Origin of the sequence: Nocardia sp. NPDC059691, assembly GCF_042733915.1 — a bacterium.
GTDB lineage: Bacteria > Actinomycetota > Actinomycetes > Mycobacteriales > Mycobacteriaceae > Nocardia > Nocardia sichangensis.
The window spans coordinates 351,412-371,267 of sequence record NZ_JBHWFB010000008.1 but is presented as its reverse complement, the minus strand read 5'-3'; the positions used below and the strand labels follow the sequence as shown (position 1 = coordinate 371,267).

At 69.1% G+C, this 19,856-nt stretch carries 19 protein-coding genes; 7 read left to right on the top strand and 12 right to left on the bottom strand.

Features of this window, described 5'->3' with window-relative positions:
• Positions 1 to 297 precede the first annotated feature (297 nt).
• The gene (locus tag ACFV2O_RS20255) at positions 298 to 750 is read left to right on the top strand and encodes a ubiquinol-cytochrome c reductase iron-sulfur subunit (RefSeq protein WP_379253109.1); all 453 of its coding nucleotides are present in this window, start codon (positions 298 to 300) and stop codon (positions 748 to 750) included.
• Between the two features lie 15 nt (positions 751 to 765).
• On the opposite strand, the gene ACFV2O_RS20250 is transcribed toward ACFV2O_RS20255, so the two are convergent.
• From ACFV2O_RS20250 to ACFV2O_RS20240, 3 genes are all read right to left on the bottom strand, one after another.
• Positions 766 to 1,233 (bottom strand): VOC family protein, encoded by a 468-nt coding sequence (locus ACFV2O_RS20250; RefSeq protein WP_355079683.1) that lies wholly within the window; start codon positions 1,231 to 1,233, stop codon positions 766 to 768.
• Between the two features lie 83 nt (positions 1,234 to 1,316).
• Positions 1,317 to 2,036 carry a hypothetical protein gene (locus ACFV2O_RS20245; RefSeq protein WP_379253123.1) on the bottom strand — a complete coding sequence of 240 codons (720 nt, stop codon included), beginning with the start codon at positions 2,034 to 2,036 and terminating at the stop codon, positions 1,317 to 1,319.
• Positions 2,033 to 2,923, bottom strand: a complete 891-nt coding sequence (locus ACFV2O_RS20240) for a hypothetical protein (protein ID WP_379253122.1) — start codon at positions 2,921 to 2,923, stop codon at positions 2,033 to 2,035. Before ACFV2O_RS20240 ends, ACFV2O_RS20245 begins: the two co-directional genes overlap by 4 nt.
• 210 nt (positions 2,924 to 3,133) lie before the next feature.
• On the opposite strand from ACFV2O_RS20240, the gene lspA reads away from it, so the two are divergent.
• The 3 genes from lspA to ACFV2O_RS20225 are packed head-to-tail and all read left to right on the top strand — an operon-like array spanning position 3,134 to position 5,311.
• The gene (lspA, locus tag ACFV2O_RS20235; RefSeq protein WP_379253108.1) at positions 3,134 to 3,730 is read left to right on the top strand and encodes a signal peptidase II; all 597 of its coding nucleotides are present in this window, start codon (positions 3,134 to 3,136) and stop codon (positions 3,728 to 3,730) included.
• The gene (locus ACFV2O_RS20230; protein ID WP_355079679.1) at positions 3,727 to 4,653 is read left to right on the top strand and encodes an RluA family pseudouridine synthase; all 927 of its coding nucleotides are present in this window, start codon (positions 3,727 to 3,729) and stop codon (positions 4,651 to 4,653) included. Before lspA ends, ACFV2O_RS20230 begins: the two co-directional genes overlap by 4 nt.
• Positions 4,646 to 5,311 (top strand): hypothetical protein, encoded by a 666-nt coding sequence (locus ACFV2O_RS20225; RefSeq protein WP_379253106.1) that lies wholly within the window; start codon positions 4,646 to 4,648, stop codon positions 5,309 to 5,311. Before ACFV2O_RS20230 ends, ACFV2O_RS20225 begins: the two co-directional genes overlap by 8 nt.
• Before the next feature lie 10 nt (positions 5,312 to 5,321).
• Here the strand turns inward: ACFV2O_RS20225 and ACFV2O_RS20220 are convergent, their stop codons facing one another.
• Positions 5,322 to 6,140, bottom strand: coding sequence for a PhzF family phenazine biosynthesis protein (locus tag ACFV2O_RS20220; protein WP_379253105.1), 819 nt, complete (start codon positions 6,138 to 6,140; stop codon positions 5,322 to 5,324).
• An 81-nt stretch (positions 6,141 to 6,221) separates the two neighbouring features.
• Complete coding sequence (locus ACFV2O_RS20215; RefSeq protein WP_379253104.1) at positions 6,222 to 8,645, bottom strand: HAD-IC family P-type ATPase; 2,424 nt, start codon at positions 8,643 to 8,645, stop codon at positions 6,222 to 6,224.
• Positions 8,646 to 8,677: 32 nt separating this feature from the next.
• Between ACFV2O_RS20215 and rarD the strand changes: the two genes are divergently transcribed.
• Together rarD and ACFV2O_RS20205 are read left to right on the top strand one after the other, a co-directional pair.
• The gene (rarD, locus tag ACFV2O_RS20210; RefSeq protein WP_379253121.1) at positions 8,678 to 9,622 is read left to right on the top strand and encodes an EamA family transporter RarD; all 945 of its coding nucleotides are present in this window, start codon (positions 8,678 to 8,680) and stop codon (positions 9,620 to 9,622) included.
• Between the two features lie 98 nt (positions 9,623 to 9,720).
• Entirely contained in the window at positions 9,721 to 10,227 is a 507-nt protein-coding gene (locus ACFV2O_RS20205; RefSeq protein ID WP_379253103.1) for a PaaI family thioesterase, read from the top strand.
• An 88-nt stretch (positions 10,228 to 10,315) separates the two neighbouring features.
• Here the strand turns inward: ACFV2O_RS20205 and ACFV2O_RS20200 are convergent, their stop codons facing one another.
• Positions 10,316 to 10,816, bottom strand: a complete 501-nt coding sequence (locus ACFV2O_RS20200; RefSeq protein ID WP_379253102.1) for a hypothetical protein — start codon at positions 10,814 to 10,816, stop codon at positions 10,316 to 10,318.
• 194 nt (positions 10,817 to 11,010) lie between these two features.
• Complete coding sequence (locus ACFV2O_RS20195; protein WP_379253120.1) at positions 11,011 to 12,333, bottom strand: DNA polymerase IV; 1,323 nt, start codon at positions 12,331 to 12,333, stop codon at positions 11,011 to 11,013.
• 403 nt (positions 12,334 to 12,736) lie between these two features.
• Here ACFV2O_RS20195 and ACFV2O_RS20190 point away from each other — a divergent pair, with 403 nt between their 5' ends.
• Positions 12,737 to 13,624 carry a UTP--glucose-1-phosphate uridylyltransferase gene (locus ACFV2O_RS20190; protein WP_355079665.1) on the top strand — a complete coding sequence of 296 codons (888 nt, stop codon included), beginning with the start codon at positions 12,737 to 12,739 and terminating at the stop codon, positions 13,622 to 13,624.
• Between the two features lie 179 nt (positions 13,625 to 13,803).
• Here the strand turns inward: ACFV2O_RS20190 and ACFV2O_RS20185 are convergent, their stop codons facing one another.
• The 5 genes from ACFV2O_RS20185 to ACFV2O_RS20165 all read right to left on the bottom strand — a co-directional run bounded on the left by ACFV2O_RS20185 (position 13,804) and on the right by ACFV2O_RS20165 (position 19,813).
• Positions 13,804 to 14,349 carry an NlpC/P60 family protein gene (locus ACFV2O_RS20185; protein WP_379253101.1) on the bottom strand — a complete coding sequence of 182 codons (546 nt, stop codon included), beginning with the start codon at positions 14,347 to 14,349 and terminating at the stop codon, positions 13,804 to 13,806.
• A 550-nt stretch (positions 14,350 to 14,899) separates the two neighbouring features.
• Positions 14,900 to 18,034 carry an isoleucine--tRNA ligase gene (ileS, locus tag ACFV2O_RS20180; protein WP_379253100.1) on the bottom strand — a complete coding sequence of 1,045 codons (3,135 nt, stop codon included), beginning with the start codon at positions 18,032 to 18,034 and terminating at the stop codon, positions 14,900 to 14,902.
• Between the two features lie 270 nt (positions 18,035 to 18,304).
• Positions 18,305 to 18,505, bottom strand: coding sequence for a hypothetical protein (locus tag ACFV2O_RS20175; RefSeq protein ID WP_355079659.1), 201 nt, complete (start codon positions 18,503 to 18,505; stop codon positions 18,305 to 18,307).
• A 78-nt stretch (positions 18,506 to 18,583) separates the two neighbouring features.
• Complete coding sequence (locus ACFV2O_RS20170; RefSeq protein WP_355079657.1) at positions 18,584 to 19,441, bottom strand: DivIVA domain-containing protein; 858 nt, start codon at positions 19,439 to 19,441, stop codon at positions 18,584 to 18,586.
• Between the two features lie 69 nt (positions 19,442 to 19,510).
• The gene (locus tag ACFV2O_RS20165; protein ID WP_039797136.1) at positions 19,511 to 19,813 is read right to left on the bottom strand and encodes a YggT family protein; all 303 of its coding nucleotides are present in this window, start codon (positions 19,811 to 19,813) and stop codon (positions 19,511 to 19,513) included.
• Between the last annotated feature and the right edge of the window lie 43 nt (positions 19,814 to 19,856).

The window sequence follows — 19,856 nt, the reverse complement described above, 5'->3', positions numbered from 1 at the left end:
CCCCAAAACCCGCAGCGGCAAAATCATGCGCCGACTCCTGCGCGACGTCGCCGAAGGACGCGAACTCGGCGACACCTCCACCCTCGTCGACCCGAAGGTGTTCGAATCGATCGCCCGCGGGTAACCACAAAGAACGGCGGACCCGGCCACAAACAGATGAGGGGGTCCGGGTCCGCCGCTCTGTCATACGAATCGAATCGGATCATAGATTGAACCGCCTGATCATTCTCTCCGTGAACAAGGCGAAGCGGAAACCGGCGCAAGGCCGGCCGCGCCTTCGAGGGAGATCCGACCGACATGACATTCCACGAACAACTCCGCACCCGCCGCAGTGTGGTCGTCGCCGGTGCGGGGGTCGCCGCCGCGGCGGCGGTCACCGCCTGCACCGCCTATGGCAAGGGCGACGACGCTCCCGCGCCGCATGACGCCACCGCCGCGCAGGCAGACCGGCCCGTCGATGGAAACAGTCCCGCGAACGCGCTCGCCAAGACGGCCGACATTCCCGTCGGCGGCGGCGTGATCGTGGGCGACACCGTGGTGACCCAGCCCAGCGCGGGCACCTTTATCGGGCTCTCCTCGGTGTGCACGCACGCGGGATGCAAGGTCGCGACGGTGTCCGGCGGCACCATCAACTGTGCCTGCCACGGCAGCAAGTTCGCGCTGGACGGCTCGGTGGCCCACGGCCCGGCGAGCAAACCACTCGCCCCGAAAGGCATCCGGGTCAACGGGGATTCGGTCGTCGCCGAATGAGCAGACCCGCCGGGATCAGGAACCGCCGAACCGCTCGGCCATCCGGCGGTCCATCTCGTCGGGCGGCACATCCTCCACGTGGGTGGCCACCGTCCATCGGTGTCCCCACGGATCCTCGAAGGCGCCACTGCGATCGCCGTAGAACTGATCGGTCATGGGCGTGAGTTCCCTGGCGCCCGCTGACAACGCGGCGGCGAAAGCGGCGTCGGCGTCCTCGACGTACACATACAGGTTGACGGGGGTGCCGCCGACCGTCTTCGGGTCGAGGAAGTCCATATCGGGCGCCGAATCGCCGAGCATGACGACGGAATTGCCGAACATCAGCTCACAATGCGCGATTCTGCCGTCCGGACCGGGCATCCGCATACGCTCGGTCGCACCGAAAATGTTCTTGTAGAAATCGATCGCCGCCGCGGCGCCGTCGACCGCGAGCCCGGGCGACACCACCGGATATCCATCGGGAACGGGTTTGACATCAGACATGGGGAACCTCCGGTCGAGGCGTTGTGTCGGATCATGCCGAGCCTATTCCGGCGACAGGCGCGATTCGGCCGGATCGCGGGAAATCACGGTCCGGCGACGCCCTGCAGCCTGCGCACCTGGGCCGCGGTCAGCGCGCTGAGCACACCCGGGTCCACCGCCTCCGGCGCGGTCACCGCGACCTGCACCAACGTGCTTCCCACCTGAACGATCGCGACGGACGAGCGGAGGGTCAGGTCGTCACTGGTGGTGCGCACTTGGAAGGGCGCGGAGGCATCGCCCGCGGGCGGCTGGACGAGCCCGCCGACGCGGTAATCCATCGGAATGTCGGAGCCGTCGGCCCCGGCATAGTGCGCGCAGCGACGCAGGATTTCCTGCGCTTCCGAGAAAGCGGCCGCGACCGCGTCCGGTGGATAACTGGCCGCGTCTATATCGATGCTGGAGAAATTCGGCCCGGTGTACTGCGTGGACGCCCGCGCCAGCGCGCCGGAGCGTTGCGCACCGAGCGGCGCGAGCACTTTCACGCATTCGGCCGGATTCGTCGGCGAGGCGCCGGTAGCGCCTCCGCCGGTGTCGGCGGGCGGCGCGAGCGCGGTGAAACCGGCGGGCAGATCGCTGTCGGCGAGCAACAGCCCGCGCAGCCGAGCGGAATCGGTCTCGGCGGCGGTGGTCACCGGGGCCGCGGCCACGACGGGTCCGAGCGCGGGAAGCTCGGGCTGTCCTGGCGCGGCGTGGTCCCCCGAGCCGCATCCGGTGGCGACGACGAGGGACGCGACCGCGGCCAGCAGTCCGCACGCACGGATCATTCGGTCCACGACACCTGCGTCTCGATCGCCTGCTGCAGCGTGCTGTCGCTGTGCGGATCGCGGTAGGCCTGGTGCCCGCCGACGGTGATCGACCCGGCCACCGGCAGCGGCAAGCCGAGATCCACCGTGATGGTGCCCGCGCCCTGCATGACGTAGTCGTCGATGTCAAGCGTGCCCGCGTTGTTCGGCAGGTTCCACACCGGCGACTTCGGCTTCTGGGTGACGTGCAGCTCGATGGTGAGCCGGTCACCGTCGCGTTTGCTCAGCGTCGCGGTGGTCACCTGGTCGAGCAGGACGCCGCCGCTGACCTCCTGGCGCACCGTCCAGACCGCGCCCTCGCCGACGGGCTGGTCGGGAAACGCGATCGAACGGTAGACGGCCTGGTAGAACGCCTGCTCCAGCGCGGCGCGCGCGGTGTTGGACGCGTCGGGCGCCGGCTCGAGCCGCAGTGCGGTGATCGCGCCCAGATCGCTGAGGTCGAAGCCCGCGTGCGAGCCGCCGATCTTGGTGAGCGCTTTGGCCAGCGTGGGATCGGGCGAGGTGACCGAGCCAAGGGTGAGATCGATGCCCTCCACGGTGGTCTCCGCGGTCATGGGAATGGTCAGCGCGGGGGTGGAGAAGTCGGGCTTGGGCTGCCCATCGATCTGCTGCTGGATGTGATGGGCGGTGTACAGCGTGACCCGCTGCACGGTGCCCGCCGGATACTCCGGCCGCAGCATCGATCGGGGCTCGGCACCGGCCGATTCGACCGTGGTCACCGCGGCCGGAATCGGCACGGTCACTTCCTTGCCGATGCCGAGCGGCTCCGTTCCGTCGGCCTCACCGCTCGACTCGGCGCCGTCGCCGCAACCGACCCCGAAGGCCGAGAGCCCGAGCGCGAGCACCATGAGCAGCACACCCGAGCGCGCGCTCCGGGCTAGGCTCGCGCTTCGGGCCAGGCGGGGAGAAGACAACACCGTCACGAGCAACAGGGTACGACCGATTCCTGAGTGTCAGCTGGGACATTCGACCGCGAACCGATCGGCGTGGCACGCGAACGCCGCGGGCGCGGGCCGGGGCAATCGGACGCGCGCACCGGACTCGATTCCGCTCGAGAGATGATGGTCGGTGTGAGTGACGACCGGCCGCCCGAGGAAAACCCAGCGAACACCGCCGACCCGACGACCGAGCAGGCTCCGCCGCAGCGGCTGCGTACGCTACTCGTCCTCGCCGCGGTCGTGCTCGGTCTGGATCTGCTCACCAAGACCCTCGCGGTGGCGAAGCTGACGCCGGGCGATCCGGTACCGATCATCGGCGACTTCGCGCGCCTGAGCCTGGTGCGCAATCCCGGCGCGGCGTTCTCCATGGCCACCGGCATGACCTGGCTGCTGACCCTGGTCGCCGCCGCCGTCGTCATCGGCGTGGTGCGCATCGGCCGCACCCTGCGTTCGCTGTGGTGGGCGATCGGACTGGGCATGGTGCTCGGCGGCGCGGTCGGCAATCTGGGCGACCGGCTGTTCCGCGCGCCCGGCCCGCTGCAGGGGCACGTGGTGGATTTCGTCGCGATCGGCTGGTGGCCGGTGTTCAACGTCGCGGACTCGGCCATCGTGTGCGGCGCGATCCTGCTGGTCGTGCTCACCGTGTTCGGCTTCGAACCGAACGGCACCCGGGTGGGCCACGGCAAGACCGGCGCGAGCGAGGGCAGCGCGGCATGAGGGAGACCAGGACCATGCCCGTCCCCGACGGGCTCGACGGCATGCGCGTCGACGCGGGCCTGTCCCGTCTGCTCGGCCTGTCCCGCACCGCGGTGGCCACGCTGGCCGAGGAGGGTTCGGTGCAGCTCGACGGCGTCGCCGCGGGCAAATCCGACCGGCTCACCGCGGGAGCCTGGCTGGAGGTGATCTTCCCGGAGCCGAAGCGGGAGCTGACCATCGAGGCCGAGCCGGTGGAAGGCATGAAGATCCTCTACGCCGACGACGACATCGTCGCGGTCGACAAGCCGGTCGGCGTGGCCGCGCACACCGGCGTCGGCTGGAGCGGCCCGACCGTCGTCGGCGGACTCGCCGCCGCTGGATACCGCATCTCCACCTCCGGCGCCCACGAGCGGCAGGGCATCGTGCACCGCCTGGACGTCGGCACCTCCGGCGTGATGGTGGTCGCACAGTCCGAGCACGCGTACACGGTGCTGAAGCGCGCGTTCAAGCAGCGCACCGTCGACAAGCGGTATCACGCCCTGGTGCAGGGGCATCCTGACCCCAGCAGCGGCACCATCGACGCCCCGATCGGGCGGGCCCGCGGCAACGACTGGAAGTTCGCCGTTACCGCAGACGGCCGTCCCAGCGTCACGCACTACGACACGGTCGAGGCGTTCCATTCGGCCAGCCTCCTCGACATCCACCTGGAGACCGGCCGCACCCATCAGATCCGCGTGCATTTCTCCGCGATCCGCCACCCGTGCTGCGGTGATCTCACCTACGGCGCCGACCCGCGCCTGGCCGAGCGTCTCGGACTGCAACGGCAGTGGCTGCACGCCCGGTCGCTGGGGTTCCAGCACCCCGCCGACGGCCGCTACCTGGAGATCACCAGCGAATACCCGGACGACCTGAAACACGCGCTGGACGTCCTGCGCGATGCCTGACCGCCGGGTGCCGCCCTGGCGCGGGATCTTGCTCGGCGCGGCGGCCGTCGGGCTGATCGCACTGATCTTCGCGCTCGGCGCGCTGCAACCGCCGTACCGCGCCCCGGTGTCCACCGACCGGCTCGGGCCCGACCAGGGCGAGCAGGTCGCGGACTACCTCGCCCGGTCTCGTGACTCGCTGGACACGGGCGGCGACGAACCGCGCTGGGCGCTGGTGTCGTTCGCCGAACCCTTGGCGCCCGGCGAGATTCCGCAGCACAGCGACGGATTGCGGATCGCGCAGGTGCTCTACCGGGTGCCCGCGCCCGGCGTGCAGACGCCGCTGGTGGCCGTGCCGGTACCGGAAGGCGTTCAGGCGGCGGTGGATTCGGCGTCTTACGCGTCCTGGCTGCTTCCTCGCCCCGTCGATGACCGCTCCGCCCGCGTGGTCGCGTTCTCGGCCGCGCGACTGCGGAGCGGCTGCGGCTGCGTCGTCGGGCTCGTCGTGCGTGGCACCCCGGTGCGACTGCGAAACCTGACCGGGCAGAACGGCGTCCGCGCGGTCCAGGCGCTGCCCGCCGACGCGGTGGCGGGAAGCTTCGCGGTGGCCCCGCTGCTGCCCGACTACCGCGATGTCGTCGCGCCCGGCCCCGACGACGGACCGGTTCCGGAGCCGTGAGCGGCCGGAGCTACTCCGGCAGGGTGACGACGCCGTCGAGGTAGCGGCGGCACCGTCCGAACAACAGCACGCGCTCGCCGGTCAGTTCGCAGCGCAAGCTTCCGCCGCGGCGGGACAGCTGCCTGGCGTGCAGTTCGGTGCGGCCGAGCCGCTCGCTCCACAGCGGAACCAGCTGCGCGTGCGCGGACCCGGTCACCGGGTCCTCCGGGACGCCCACGGCCGGGGCGAAGACCCGGGAGACGAAGTCGACCGAATCGCCGGGCGCGGTGACGATCGCGGCGCGCGGCAGCGCGGGGAACGCCGCCAGCACGGGCGCGGCATCGCGCACCTCCTGTTCGGTCGCCACGACGATCACCTCGTCGGTGCCGGAATACGCGCCCACCGGACGCACCCCGAGCGCCGCGACGAGCGCCGGATCGGGCTGCACCGGAATGCTCGGCACGGCAGGCAGGTCGAGGACGAACTCGTCGTCGTCGGTGCGGTCGACGTGCAGCCAGCCGCTGCGCGTGTAGAAGCTCACCCGGTCCTCACCGGGGTGCATGTCGGCCAGGATCTGCGCGGCGCTGGCGAGAGTGGCGTGCCCGCAGAGCGCGACCTCCACCCTCGGGGTGAACCACCGGAGGTGAAAGGCGGGCCACTCGCCCGGCGGCACGCCCGCCTCTGGAGGTAACCGCGAGGTATAGAACGCGGTCTCGGCGAGGTTGTTCTCCTCGGCCAGCTGTTGCAGCAACGCATCCGGCAGCCACGACGGGAGCGGCATCACCGCGGCCGGGTTGCCCGAGAACGGTGCGTCGGCGAACGCGTCGATCTGGTGCAGCAGTACCTCCATAATCTCCAGAAGGTACTCCAAGTCTGAATGGCCGCTTCGCACAAGGCTTCTCGTGGCGCGGCGAGTCAGGCGTCCAGTCTGTCAGTCGGCTCCGCCGGGCGAGCTGGGCAGCAGTTGCGGCTTCTCGCCGCGCAGCGCAGCGCTCACCCACCAGGCCGCCTCGACGAGCACGATCCCGACCACGCCGCAGACCACCGCCGCACCGGTGAGCGCGAGGTTGGAGGGGTCGAGTTTGAAGAACTCGCGGGTGAACGGAACGGTGAACAGGAACACGTACGCCGCCACCGACACCGCGATCAGCATCACCTTCCACCACACGTACGGCCGCGCGACGATGGCGAGCACCCACACCGCGATCATGATCAACGTGATGAGCGCCGTGGTGCCCGCCTGGACCTTCTGCTCCTCGGTGGCGTGCGGCCCGGCGTAGGCGATCAGGTACGAGACGAAGGTGGCCGCGCCGATCACCACGCCCGACGGGATGGCCAACCGCATGACGCGGCCCACGAAACCCGTGCGGGCACGCTCGTTGTTGGGCGCGAGCGAAAGGATGAACGCCGGAATGCCGATGGTGAACCAGGCCGCGATCGTGACGTGGCGCGGCAGGAAGGGGTAGCCGATGGGCTCGTAGTCGAAGATCTGCGAGCCGATGCCGGCCATGCCGACCAGGAAGGCGAGCAGCACGGAATACACGGTCTTGGTGAGGAACAGATTCGAGACCCGCTCGATGTTGCCGATCACCCGGCGTCCCTCGCCGACCACGTACGGCAGCGTGGCGAACTTGTTGTCCAGCAGCACGATCTGCGCCACCGCCCTGGTCGCCGGGCTGCCCGAGCCCATCGCCACGCCGATGTCCGAATCCTTCAAGGCGAGTACGTCGTTCACACCGTCGCCGGTCATGGCCACCGTGTGCCCGCGCGACTGCAACGCCGACACCATGGCGCGCTTCTGATCCGGCCGTACCCGGCCGAAGGTGGTGTTGCCGTCCAGCACGGCGGCCAATTCGTCGCCGTCCTCCGGCAGCTCCCGCGCGTCGATCGGGTGGTCACCGCCCGGCAGATCGAGCGAGGAGGCCACCGCGCCGACCGACACCGCGTTGTCGCCGGAGATGACCTTGATCGAGACGCTCTGGCTGGCGAAGTAATCCAGTGTGTCGCGCGCGCCGGGCCGGACCTTCTGCTCCAGCACGACCAAAGCGGCGGGCCGCACGCCCCCCGGGGCGTCCGCGGCGTCCACCGGACGGTCGCCGCGCGCCAGCAACAGCACGCGCAGGCCGGATGCGCCGAGTTCCTCCGCGACCCGCGCGTCCGCGGATCCCGGGTCGAGCAGCACGTCCGGCGCGCCGAGCAGCCAGTCGCCGTGCTCGCCGTAGGAGCAACCGCTCCACTTCTTGGCGGAGGAGAACGGCGCGACGGCGGTGCGCTGCCAGCCGGGACCGTCCGGCAGAGCCTCGGCGATCGCCTGCACGCTCGCGTTCGGGCGCGGGTCGTCGGCCGCGAGCGCGGCCAGCGCGGTGCGTACCTCGGTGTCGTCGAAGGTGTCCAGCGTCTTCAGGTCCGACAGCCGCATGCCGTTCTCGGTCAGCGTGCCGGTCTTGTCCGCGCAGACCACGTCGACGCGGGCCAGCCCCTCGATCGCGGGCAACTCCTGCACCAGGCACTGGCGCCTGCCCAGCCGCACCACGCCGACCGCGAACGCGATCGACGTCATCAGCACCAGCCCCTCGGGCACCATCGGCACCAGCGCGGCCACCATGCCGGTGAGCGCGGGCCGCCACGACTCCTTGCTGGAGACCAGCTGGTTGTAGATGCTCAGCAGTCCGGCGGGAATCAGCAGGTAGGTGATGAACTTCAGGATCTTGTCGATACCGCTGCGCAGTTCGGAGTGCACCAGCGTGAACTTGCTCGCCTCCTCGGCCAGCCGCGCCGCGTAGGCGTCCCGGCCGACCTTGGTGGCGCGGTAGGCGCCGGACCCGGACACCACATAACTACCCGACATCACCGTGGCGCCGACCGCCTTCTCGATCGAGTCGGCCTCGCCGGTGAGCAACGACTCGTCCACCTCGAGCTGCGCGGACTCCTCGACCGTGCCGTCCACCACGATCTGGTCGCCGGGACCGAGCTCGATCAGGTCGTCGAGCACCACCTCGCGCGGCGCGATCTCGACGGCCCTGCCGTCCCGGCGGACGGTCGGCTTGGCCTGGCTGACGATGGCCAGCTGGTCCAGGGTGCGCTTGGCGCGGATCTCCTGGATGATGCCGACCGCGCTGTTGGCGACGATCAGCAGGCCGAACATGCCATCGATGATCGATCCGGTGGCCAGCACCAGCACGAACAGGACGCCGAGGATGGCGTTGATCCTGGTGAAGACGTTCGCGCGCACGATGTCGCGAACCGAACGGCTCGCGCGATCCGGGACGTCGTTGGTCAGTCCATCATGACGACGTTGCTCGACCTCGGTCGCGGTGAGGCCGGTCGCGCCCGATGCCTGCACGGTAATCGACATGACCGCAAGGCTACGGGACAACTACGTTCGTCATCGTGCGGCGAAGCAGGTCCATCCCCGGTGTAGCGTTCGGAGCGAGCGCGTACTTCTTGTGGGGACTTTTCCCCGCGTTCTTCGGGCTGCTGGCGTTCGCCAGTCCGGGGGAAGTGGTCGCGCAGCGGATCGTCTGGACGCTGGTGGTCGTGCTCGCGGTGCTCGCCGTCAGCGGCCGGATCCGCGAACTGCGCGGCATCGACGGCCGAGTCTGGCGGCTGGCGGCCGTGGCCTCCGCCGCGATCGCGCTCAACTGGGGCGTGTACGTCTATGGGGTCACCTCGGGCCACGTCGTGGAGTGCGCGCTCGGGTATTTCATCAACCCGCTGGTCACCGTCGCGTTCGGTGTGGTGCTCTTTCGTGAGCGGCTGACCGGCGCCCAATGGGCCGCCCTCGGGCTCGGCGCGGCCGCGGTGGCCGTGCTCACGGTCGACTACGGCAGACCACCGATCATCGCCTTGGCCCTGGCCTGCTCTTTCGCCACCTACGGCTTGGTGAAGAAGGTGATCCCGCTGGACGCGCTGCGCGGCATCGCCGCCGAGGGCGTCGTCGCCGCGCCCTTCGCGCTGGCGTTCGCGATCGCGCTCGCGCTCGCCGGGCACAGCGAATTCGCCTCCGCCCCCGCGCATACCGCCCTGATGGTGGCCACCGGACCGGTCACCCTGGTTCCGCTACTGCTGTTCGCCGTCGCGGCCCAGCGCGTCGCGTTGTCCACCATGGGCCTGCTGCAATACCTCACCCCCGCGCTCCAGATGGCCTGGGGCGTCGCGGTCGCGCACGAGCCGATGCCCGCCTCCCGTTGGGCCGGTTTCGCCCTCATCTGGGCGGCGCTGGTGATATTCACCACCGACGCCCTGCTACGAACCCGTCGCGCGCGGCGCACATCGCGCCCTGTCACCAGCGAATCCGGCTCCCACGCGAGCGAAACACGGTCCACACCGTGAGCTTCCCGCTTTCCGACAACTCGAGTTCGTCGGAATTGGTCGCGAAGGTGTCGGATCCGACACTTCTGCGGGCTTCGCCTTCTCCGTAGCGTCGATGTATGACCGCGCCCAGACCCCTTCGCGCCCGCACCGACGCGGGGCGGCCACCGGCTGAGAAGACACCCGACCCGCTCGGTATGACCGGACGGGAGATTTTGCAGGGAACGCTCGACGGACGATTCCCGGGCGCACCGATTCTGAGCGCGCTGGGTTTCCGGCTGGCCCAGGTCGGCGATGGGACCGTGGTTTTCGAGGGCGAGCCGGGTGACCAATTGCTCGACCCGGCGGGCGGGGTGTACGGCGGCTTCGTGGCGACGGTGCTCGAAGCGGCCCTCGGCTCGGCGGTACTGACGCAGTTGGCCGGCGGCACGCGCTCCACCTCGGTCAAGATCGGCATCGACATCCACCGTGCCGTGCGCAGCGACACGCGCACGCTGCGCTGCGAGGGCACCGCGATCCACGTCGGCACCACCACGGCCAGCGCCGAGGCCCGCCTGATCGGCGCCGAAGACGGCGAACTGTACGCACACGCCACCTCGATGTACGCGATTCTGCGCATGCTCTGACCTGCGCGTACTACAAAATGCGGCAGAGCATTTCGCGCGACGACGGGCCGGGCGCCGCGAAGCGCGACGACCGGCCCGTCGGGTGAACTCAGCTGCAGGCCGCCGACTGCTGACCGAGGTTGGTCAGCATGGTGCAGGCCCAGGTCTTCTGGATCTTCCACTTGCCGTTGTCGGCGACGAACGGCACGTCGACGATGTTCTCCTGGCCGTTGAGGATGAACTTGGCCTTCGCGTTCACGCTGTCGCCGAAGGAGGTGACGTCGGTGACCACGATCTTCACGTCGGCGCCTGCCGCGGCCTGCGACAGGCGGTCCGGCAGCGTCGGATCGGCCTCGGCGCCCTGGACGTTGTCCAGCTTCTCGGAGGCGGGCACCGACGGGTCGAGCGCACGGGCCAGGGCGGTGTTCAGCTCCGCGGAGGTCGGGACCGGCGGCAGGTTCGCGCTCGCGGTCGCCGACGCCTTGGCGCTGGTCGACGTCTTGGCGGCGGGCTTGCTGTCCTTGTCGTCGCCACCACAGGCGGTCAGGCCAAGCGCGGCGACGATGGCCAGTCCGGCGATCGCGATGCGTCCAGTCTTACGAAGCTTCAACTGCTCGTCCTTTGCGTTCGAGAGGTCCGTGTCGTGTTCCACCATGGCAGCCGCCCCCGAACCGGCGGCGCTGCACGAGGTCCCAGGCTACCGGCCCCGGGTGGCGGCACCCGGATCCACATCGGACCGGCGATGGTCGTCGGCAGCGAACGTACGCGTCCGGCCCGGCGATGTCGAGCCTCGGGCCCCGGCCGTCAGAGCAGACTGCCCAGCGGATCGGCACGGGTGAGGGCGGCATCGTCGGCGGCGAAGGTGCGCGCGGGACCCGGACCGGTGGAACGGGTTTCGAAGCGGACGGTCACCACGCCGAGCCCGGCGCCCTGCACCCAGCCGTGACCGTGCTCGGGATGCGATACGTCCATGCCGGGACGCCAGAGGGCGACCGGTAGGACCGGCGCGGTGCGCGCGGCAGCGCCGAGGTCGGCGGCGGCCGGCTCGGGTTCCGTTTGCACCGAGGCGATCTCGGCGGCCGGAGCGCGATCCAGTTCGGGGAACAGCGATTCCTGACGGACGGTCGACAGGCCGCCGTAGCCGACGCCGACGAGGCGGATGGGGCCCAGCTCCCGCGGGTCGAGCGCCGAACGCTGCGCGGCGGCGGCGAGAGTGGCCAAATCCTCGGTGGCGTAGGGCAGGGTGTAGGAGCGGGTGACGATGCTCATATCGGACTTCTTCAATTTGAGCACCACCGTGCGCGCGGCGCGCCCGTCACCGGTCAGGCGCCGGTGCGCCGCGGCGGCCATATCCTCGATGGCCGGACGCAGTTGCTCGAGGCTGACGATGTCGGTTTCGTAGGTTGTCTCGGCGCTGATCTGCTTCGCCTCGGTGCGTTCGGCGACCGGACGGTCGTCGATGCCGCGCGCCAGTCGGTGCAGCGCGGCGCCGACGCTGCCGCCGAGAATCGACATCGCCTCCGACTCCGGCAGCGCGGCGAAGGCGCCCACGGTCTCGATGCCCAACGAGCGCAACCGGCTCTCCGCGACCGGGCCGATCCCCCACAGCTTGCGCACCGGCAGACCTGCCAGCAGTCGCGGCTGCTCGACCGGCGAGATCACCCGGATCCCATCGGGTTTGGCCAAGCCGGAGGCGATCTTGGCCAGCTGCTTTCCGGTGCCCGCGCCCACCGAGGCGGTCAACCCGGTCCGTTCCCGCACCACCGCGCGCAAGTCCGCGCAGAACGCGTGCACCTGGGCGACCGTCGCGCCGGCCAGCTCGGCCGGTTCGCCGAACGCCTCGTCGAACGACAGCGTCTCCAGCACCGGGATCCGGCTGCGCAACGCGTCGAAGACCTGCCCGCTGACCACGCCGTAGACGGCGCCGCGCGGCGGCACCACCACCGCCGTGACGCCGACCAACCGGCGCGCCTGATGCATCGGCATCGCCGACCGGGCGCCGAACACGCGCGCCTCGTAACTGGCTCCGGCGACGACGCCGCGCCCGCCGGTCCCGCCGACCAGCACCGGCCTGCCCCGCAGCGTCGGCCGGGTCAGCTGCTCGACCGAGGCGAAGAACGCGTCCATGTCGATGTGCAGAACCCAGCGACGAGCGGCGCTGTCCGCGTCGGCGAGCACCGGTGCCCGCCGGCCCACCGAGCTTTCGGCGCGGGTGGTCCCGACCCCGGTCGAGGGCGCGGCCGGGCGCTCGACGCTCGGCTTCTCGGTACGCACGGCTGCAATGTACGCCCGTCCACCGACAGTGCGGAGCAGGCGGTGACGCTGTCAGGTGGCTGTGCGCTAGCTGCCGGTTACCTGCCGGTATCGGGGCCGACTCCGTCTCGCGCCCCGGGGACCGTCCGGCCCGGTCGCGACGGCTTTGATCTGCGCTTTTCCGTGCCGGAACAAGTACCGCGCGGTCTCGAAATAACCGCCGACGTGCCGTGGGGACGGGGCCTGACCCACGGTCCGATATGTGATGATCGGACCCATGAATATCCGCAAGGCCGTCATCCCGGCCGCCGGTATCGGCTCCCGGCTGCTTCCGCTGACCAAGGCCATCCCCAAGGAGATGCTGCCGGTCGGCGACAAGCCGGTGATCGAGCACACGGTCCGCGAGCTGGTCGCTTCGGGCATCACCGACATCACCATCGTGGTCAGCAGCGGAAAATCACTGATCCAGGACCATTTCCGACCCAATCCCGCGCTGGTCGCCCAGCTGCGCGCGGACGGCAAGACCGCGTTCGCCGATGCCGTCGAGGAGGTCGGCGAGCTGTCCCGGCTCGGCCACATCACCTACCTCGACCAGCACGGGCCGTACGGCAACGGCACCCCGGTGCTCAACGCCGCCCGCAATCTCGGCGACGAGCCCATGCTGGTGCTGTGGCCGGACGACGTGTTCGTCGCCGAGGTGCCCCGAGCTCAGCAGCTCATCGACGCCTACGAGGCCACCGGAGCCCCCGTCCTCGCGCTGATGCCGATGGATCCCGCCGAGTCGCAGCGCTACGGCGTGCCGGTGGTCGCCGACGACCACGGAAACGGGCTGCTGCGCATCACCGGCCTGCGCGAGAAGCCGAAGCCGAAGGACGCGCCGTCGTCCTTCGCCGCGATCGGCGGCTATGTCGTCACCCCCGGCATCATCGACGAGCTGCGCAGGCAGACCGAAGAGTGGTACGAACACCGCACCGGCGAGGTGTACCTCACCGACGCGATCAACGTGCACGCGGCGAACAGTCCGGTCTTCGGCCAGGTGATCCGCGGCCGGTGGTACGACACCGGCAACCCGGCCGACTATTTGGTGGCGCAATTCGCCTCGGCGCTGGCCCATCAGCAGTACGGACCGCTGCTGCGCACCCTCGCCGACGGACTCGGCGACTAGCGCACATCCGGGCCATATCGCAGCCCGCACACCGGACGGTAACTGCATCGGCACCCCGGCCCGGTTCCAGGCGACCGGCTCCGCTCCGACCGGCAGACCGCCCGCGACGTCCGGCGATTCGCCACGGCCCCGACCCGAATTCGCGGGTCGGGGCCATTTCAGCGCTGGAGTAGCCGCGCTCAGAAGCGACGGATGGCGTAGATGTCGAATTCGTCCAGCGGAGTGAAGCCGACCGGCACGCCCTGACCGTACGCGTTGAGCACCCGGCCGTTTCCTGCGTAGATACCGACATGCGAGCCATCGCTGTTCAGCACGATCACGTCGCCGAGCGACAGCGAGCCCCGCGGGACGGGCGCGCCTACCTTCGCCTGCTGCCAAGTGGTCCGCGGAAGGCTCACGCCGACCTGACGGTACGCCCACTGCACGAGGCCCGAGCAGTCCCAGCTGTCGGGGCCGGTCCCACCCCATTCGTACGGCTTGCCGATCTGCGTCGTCGCCGCGGCCAGCGCGCCGACGCCGAACACACTGGGTATCGGCAGGTCGGCCGAGCCGCTGGCGCTGCCGGACGAGGAACTGCCGCTACCCGCCGAGCCGAACGACGCGCTGCCCGGCCCGCTGCCGGAGGAGCTGCCGGTGTCGGCCCAGGCGGGGCCGGCGAACAGGAGGATCGCGATGATCGAGAGCAGGAATCCGAGTGCGATGCGGTGCAACGATTTTCTCGGCACGTGCTCGCCCCTTCCATGGGCGCGGTTGACTGGCCGCCGATCGGCAGCCTGGCTAATACATGGCATCAGCAGCGGCCTCCGATGCGGAGCCGCGGCCACCCGCGCCGGTCACATTCCCAGCACGGCCAAATTCCAAGTAGGACACGCCGAAAAGAGAAACTGCCGCCCCGGAGATCACCTGGGTAACAGCAGCGACACCGCAGATTGTGCCTGGGAGATCGGCGAATTGTCGGGAATCAGCAAATTCTCAGCATGTGATCTAAATCACTAGACTGCGCCGTGAATGCCAGGTTTGAGATCGGAAAAACCCTGCCATCGGGTTGCCGACCGGTCGCGTACGGTACGCGGCCGCAAGGTGAGCGACCCGGGGCGTCGGCGACCGAACAGACCGCGCCCAGACCTGTCCGGCCCCGCCGAGAACATCGAGCGGACCGATTCCTGCAGGCTCGGATCGCTGCCACCGATCGGCTCGGAACAAACGGCACGAAGACCGCTCGAACAGCAACCGGGGCGGGACCTTTCGGTCCCGCCCCGGCTCGAAACCCGGCGCTCAGGCCTTGGTGATCTGCGCCCGCACTCCGCCGACCAGATCGGCGGCCTCCGCTCCGGCGTCGCCGAAGGTCAGCGTGGTGGCGAGGATCTCCCCCGCGATCAGGTCACGGTGCGTCTCGGCCCACGCGGCCCGGTCCGCCGGAACGTCCAGGACCACGGTGATGCGGTCGGAGACGTCCAGCCCGGCGGACTTCCTGGTCTCCTGAAGGTCGCGGATCAGGTCCCGCGCCCAGCCCTCGGCCTCCAGCTCCTCGGTGACCACCGAATTCAGTACCACGAGACCCGCGTTCCCTGGCAGCGCCGCGGTCGACTCGGGCTCGGCCGCGACGAGACGCTGGGTGTACTCCTCCGGCAGCAGGGCGATGCCGGCCGCCCGGACCGTGCCGTCGGCGTCCTCGGCCCAGTCACCGGCCTTCACCGCCTTGATCACCGCCTGCACGTCCTTGCCCAGCCGCGGCCCCGCGGCGCGGGCGTTGACCACCAGCTCGAACCGGCCGTGCGCGTCCACGTCGGTGGTCAGGTCGACCTTCTTGACGTTGACCTCGTCGGCGACGATGTCGGCGAACGGCGCCAGCCGCTCGGCGTCGGCCGCGGCGATGGTGACCTCGGCCAGCGGCAGCCGCACCCGCAGGTTCTGCGCCTTGCGCAGGCTCAGCACCGTCGAGCACACCAGGCGCACCTCGTCCATGGCGGCGACCAGCTCCGGATCGTCCGGCAGCTCGCCCTCCTTCGGCCAGTCCGCCAGGTGCACCGAGTCACCGCCGGTCAACCCGCGCCAGATCACCTCGGTGATCAGCGGCAGCAGCGGCGCGGCCAGCCGGGTGACCACCTCGAGCACCGTGTGCAGGGTGTCCACCGCGTCGCGGTCCTCGCTCCAGAACCGCGAGCGAGAGCGCCGCACGTACCAGTTGGTCAGCGCGTCGGCGAACGAGCGCAGCTCATCGCAGGCGCCCGCGATGTCGTAGGTCTCCAGCGCCTCGGTGATCACGTCCCTGGTTCGCGCCAGCTTCGCCAGGATGTATCGATCCAGCACGTGCGGCGAATCCGTGCGCCACACACCGGGCTTCGACGCGTACAGCTGCAGGAACGTCCACGCGTTCCACAGCGGCCGCAGCGCGTGACTCACGCCCTCGCGGATGCCGCGCTCGGTGACGATGAGATTGCCGCCGCGCAGGATCGGCGAACTCATCAGGAACCAGCGCATCGCGTCCGAGCCGTCCCGGTCGAACACCTCGTTGACGTCCGGGTAATTGCCCTTGGACTTGCTCATCTTCAGGCCGTCGTCGCCGAGCACGATGCCGTGCGCCGCGACGGTCTTGAACGCCGGGCTGTCGAACAGAGCCGTCGCCAGCACGTGCAGCGTGTAGAACCAGCCGCGGGTCTGGCCGTTGTACTCGACGATGAAATCGCCCGGGAAGTGGCTGTCGAACCACTCTTTGTTCTCGAACGGATAGTGCACCTGGGCATACGGCATCGAGCCGGACTCGAACCAGCAGTCCAGCACCTCCGGCACCCGGCGCATGGTCGAGCGGCCCGTCGGGTCATCGGGATTCGGCCGGGTGAGCTCGTCGATCATCGGGCGGTGCAGATCGGCCGGGCGCACCCCGAAGTCGCGCTCCAGCTCGTCCAGCGAGCCGTACACGTCGACGCGCGGGTAGGCCGGATCGTCGGACACCCACACGGGGATCGGGCTGCCCCAGTATCGATTGCGGCTGATGTTCCAGTCGCGCGCGCCTTCCAGCCACTTGCCGAACTGGCCGTCGCGGATGTGCTCGGGCACCCAGGTGATCTGTTTGTTCAGCTCCACCATGCGGTCGCGGAACTTGGTGACCGCCACGAACCAGGACGGCACGGCCATGTAGATCAGCGGCTGCCCGGAGCGCCAGCTGTGCGGGTAGGAGTGCTCGATCGTCTCGTGCCGCAACAGCTTTCCCGCGGCCTTGAGGTCCTTGATGATCACCGGATTCGCGTCGAACACCATCAGGCCCTCGTACGGCGGAACCATCGAGGTGAACCTGCCGCCCGGGTCCAGCGGCTGCACCAGCTCGATGCCGTGCGCGGAGGCGACGTCCATGTCCTCCTCACCGAAGGCGGGTGCGAGATGCACTATGCCGGTGCCGGAGTCGGTGGTCACGTAGTCGGCGGTGAGCACGCGGTGGGCGTGGGGATGACCGAGGAAGAAGTCGAACGGCGGCGCGTAGGACAGATCCGCCAGCGCGGCGCCGTCGAACTCGGCGAGCACCTCCGGCTCCGCGCCGAACTCCCGCGCGTAGTGCGAAACCCGTTCGGCCGCGAGCACATAGCGTTTGCCGTCGGCCGCGCGCAGGTGCACGTAGCGAACGTCGGGATGCACCGCTATCGCCAAGTTGGACGGCAGCGTCCACGGCGTCGTGGTCCAGATCAGCGCGTTGGCGCCGTCGAGTTCGTGCAGCGGATGCTCCGCGGGCACGCGCAACGCCATGTCGACGGTGACCGCCGGGTCCTGGCGCATCTTGTAGGCGTCGTCGAGGCGGGTTTCCTGATTCGACAACGGCGTCTGCTCGTACCAGCTGTAGGGCAGCACCCGGAAGCCCTGATAGATCAGCCCTTTGTCGTACAGCGATTTGAACGCCCACATCACCGACTCCATGAAGTCGGTGTCCAGCGTCTTGTAGTCGTTGTCGAAGTCGACCCAGCGAGCCTGGCGCGTCACGTAGTCGCGCCATTCCCCGGTGTAGCGCAGCACCGATGTTTTGCAGGCCGCGTTGAATTCCGCGAGCCCCATCGCGTCGATCTGTGATTTGTCCGTGATACCGAGCTGCTTTTCGGCTTCGATTTCCGCGGGCAATCCGTGACAGTCCCAGCCGAATCGCCGGTCGACCCGCTTGCCGCGCATCGTCTGGAAACGCGGGACGAGGTCTTTGACGTATCCGGTGAGCAAATGTCCGTAATGCGGCAGACCGTTGGCAAAGGGCGGCCCGTCATAGAAGACGAATTCGGCTGCGCCGGAACGGTTTTCGATGCTCGCGCGGAAGGTGTCGGCGGCCGCCCACGCGTCGAGCACGCGGCGCTCCATCTCGGGGAACGACGCCCCGCTGCCGACGCTCAGGTCGACGCGCGGGTACGCGCTGTTGCTGGAAGTCTGGTCCGCCATCGCGGATACGTCTCCTCGTGCCGAGTCGTTGGCACGGGGACGATGACGGCGCCCGGTGCGCCGAAACCGCGGTACCACCCCGCTTGTCCGGCGTGGCGACACCGGACCTCTCATTCGCGAGCTGTGACGGGCTCACCCGTTCGGTTCTACTGAGCGCCCGGCCCGCAGGCCGTGCCGCCGTTCTTCCGAAGGCTCCCCGGTGATGGCCGGATCGACGCCGTATTCATGTTTGATTCTAGCCGGAGCGGTCAACTCACTTTGTGAGGCAGGTCAGCGTTTGGCATGACGACCAGGAGGCGGCGGGGAATCACTATCCGGACTCCGCATGGACAAAGCACTCACCAACAAGAGCATCGCGCCGATGACGCACACCACGATGCAGCCCCACGCCCAGATCACCGATCCGGTGGTGAGCGCGGCCACGAGCAGGGCGAAGCCGATCGCGGCAAGGACGAGTGTCAAGACGAGCATGGTGACCCCCAAGGCATGCCGGGCGGCTCGACAGTTCCTCTAAACGGTATGCGAACTGCTGTGCTGGGGCGCGGCGCGCTACTTGCCGCCCTTGGCGAATGACGCCGGCGCGAGGTTGTTCGCCGTGTTGGCATCCGCGAAGGCTTCGCCGCCGTCGACCGGAACGGCCGAGCCACGGTTCTCCAGCTCCTCCAGCTGCGACTCCAGGTAGGACTTCAATCGCACCCGGTACTCCCGCTCGAACGTCTTGAGCTGCTCGATCCGGCTCTCCAGCACACTGCGCTGCTGGGTGATGGTCGCCATGATCTCGGTGTGCTTGCGCTCGGCGTCCGCCTGCAGCGCGTCGGCCTTCTCCTTGGCCTGGCGCAGCTGGCTGTCCGAACGACTCTGCGCGTCGGTCAGCATCGCGTCCGACTTCTGACGGGCGTCGGCGATCATGGCCTCCGACCGCGTCCTGGCGTCTCCAACCAGTCGCTCGGAATTCGCCCTGGCATTCGACAGCAAGCTCTCCGCCTCGCTCTTGGCGTCGCTGGTCAGCCGATCCGCCATCTCCTGGGCGAGGCTGAGCACCTTGGCGGCCTGCAGGTTCGCGTCCGCGCCCGGCGCGTCCTTGGCCACCGGCGCGGCGGGCATCGGAGCGGGCGGGGCGACGGGAACCGGGGGCTTGATCGGTTCCGGCTGCGGCGGCGGGGCCTGCGGAATCGGCGGTTTCGGACTGTTCACTCCGGCCGGGCCGCGGTTCTTCTTCGCGTCGGCCAATTCCGCGTCGAGTTCGGCGACCCGCTGGCGCAGATCGGCGTTCTCCTCGATCAGACGCGAGAGCTCCTGCTCCACCAGATCCAGGAACGCGTCGACTTCATCCTCGTTGTAGCCGCGCTTCCCGATCGGCGGTTTGCTGAACGCGACGTTGTGCACATCGGCTGGGGTCAGCGGCATGGAAGGATCCCTTCACGCGTCTTTTGGAGATCTAGCAGATCTAGCAAGCTGTCTTCACGGCCCATTCTGTCACACCGGAGCTACCGGCTGCCCGAGCCTGCCCACGATCGACATCAGGATGAAGACGATGAAAAGCAGGACCATTATCGACAGATCCAGGCGAATTCCGCCCAGTGACACCGGAGGTATCAAGCGCCTGAGCAGTTTCACCGGAGGATCGGTGATCGTGAAGATCACCTCCAGGACGACGACCACGACACCGGTAGGACGCCAGTCTCGGGCAAAGCTACGGATGAACTCGACGATCACCCGGCTGATCAGCAACAGCCAGAAGATGAACAGTACGAAGTACAGCACCGCGAACAAGGCCACGAGTTCACTCTGCCGTAAAAATCGCTTCGCGCAAAATGACCGC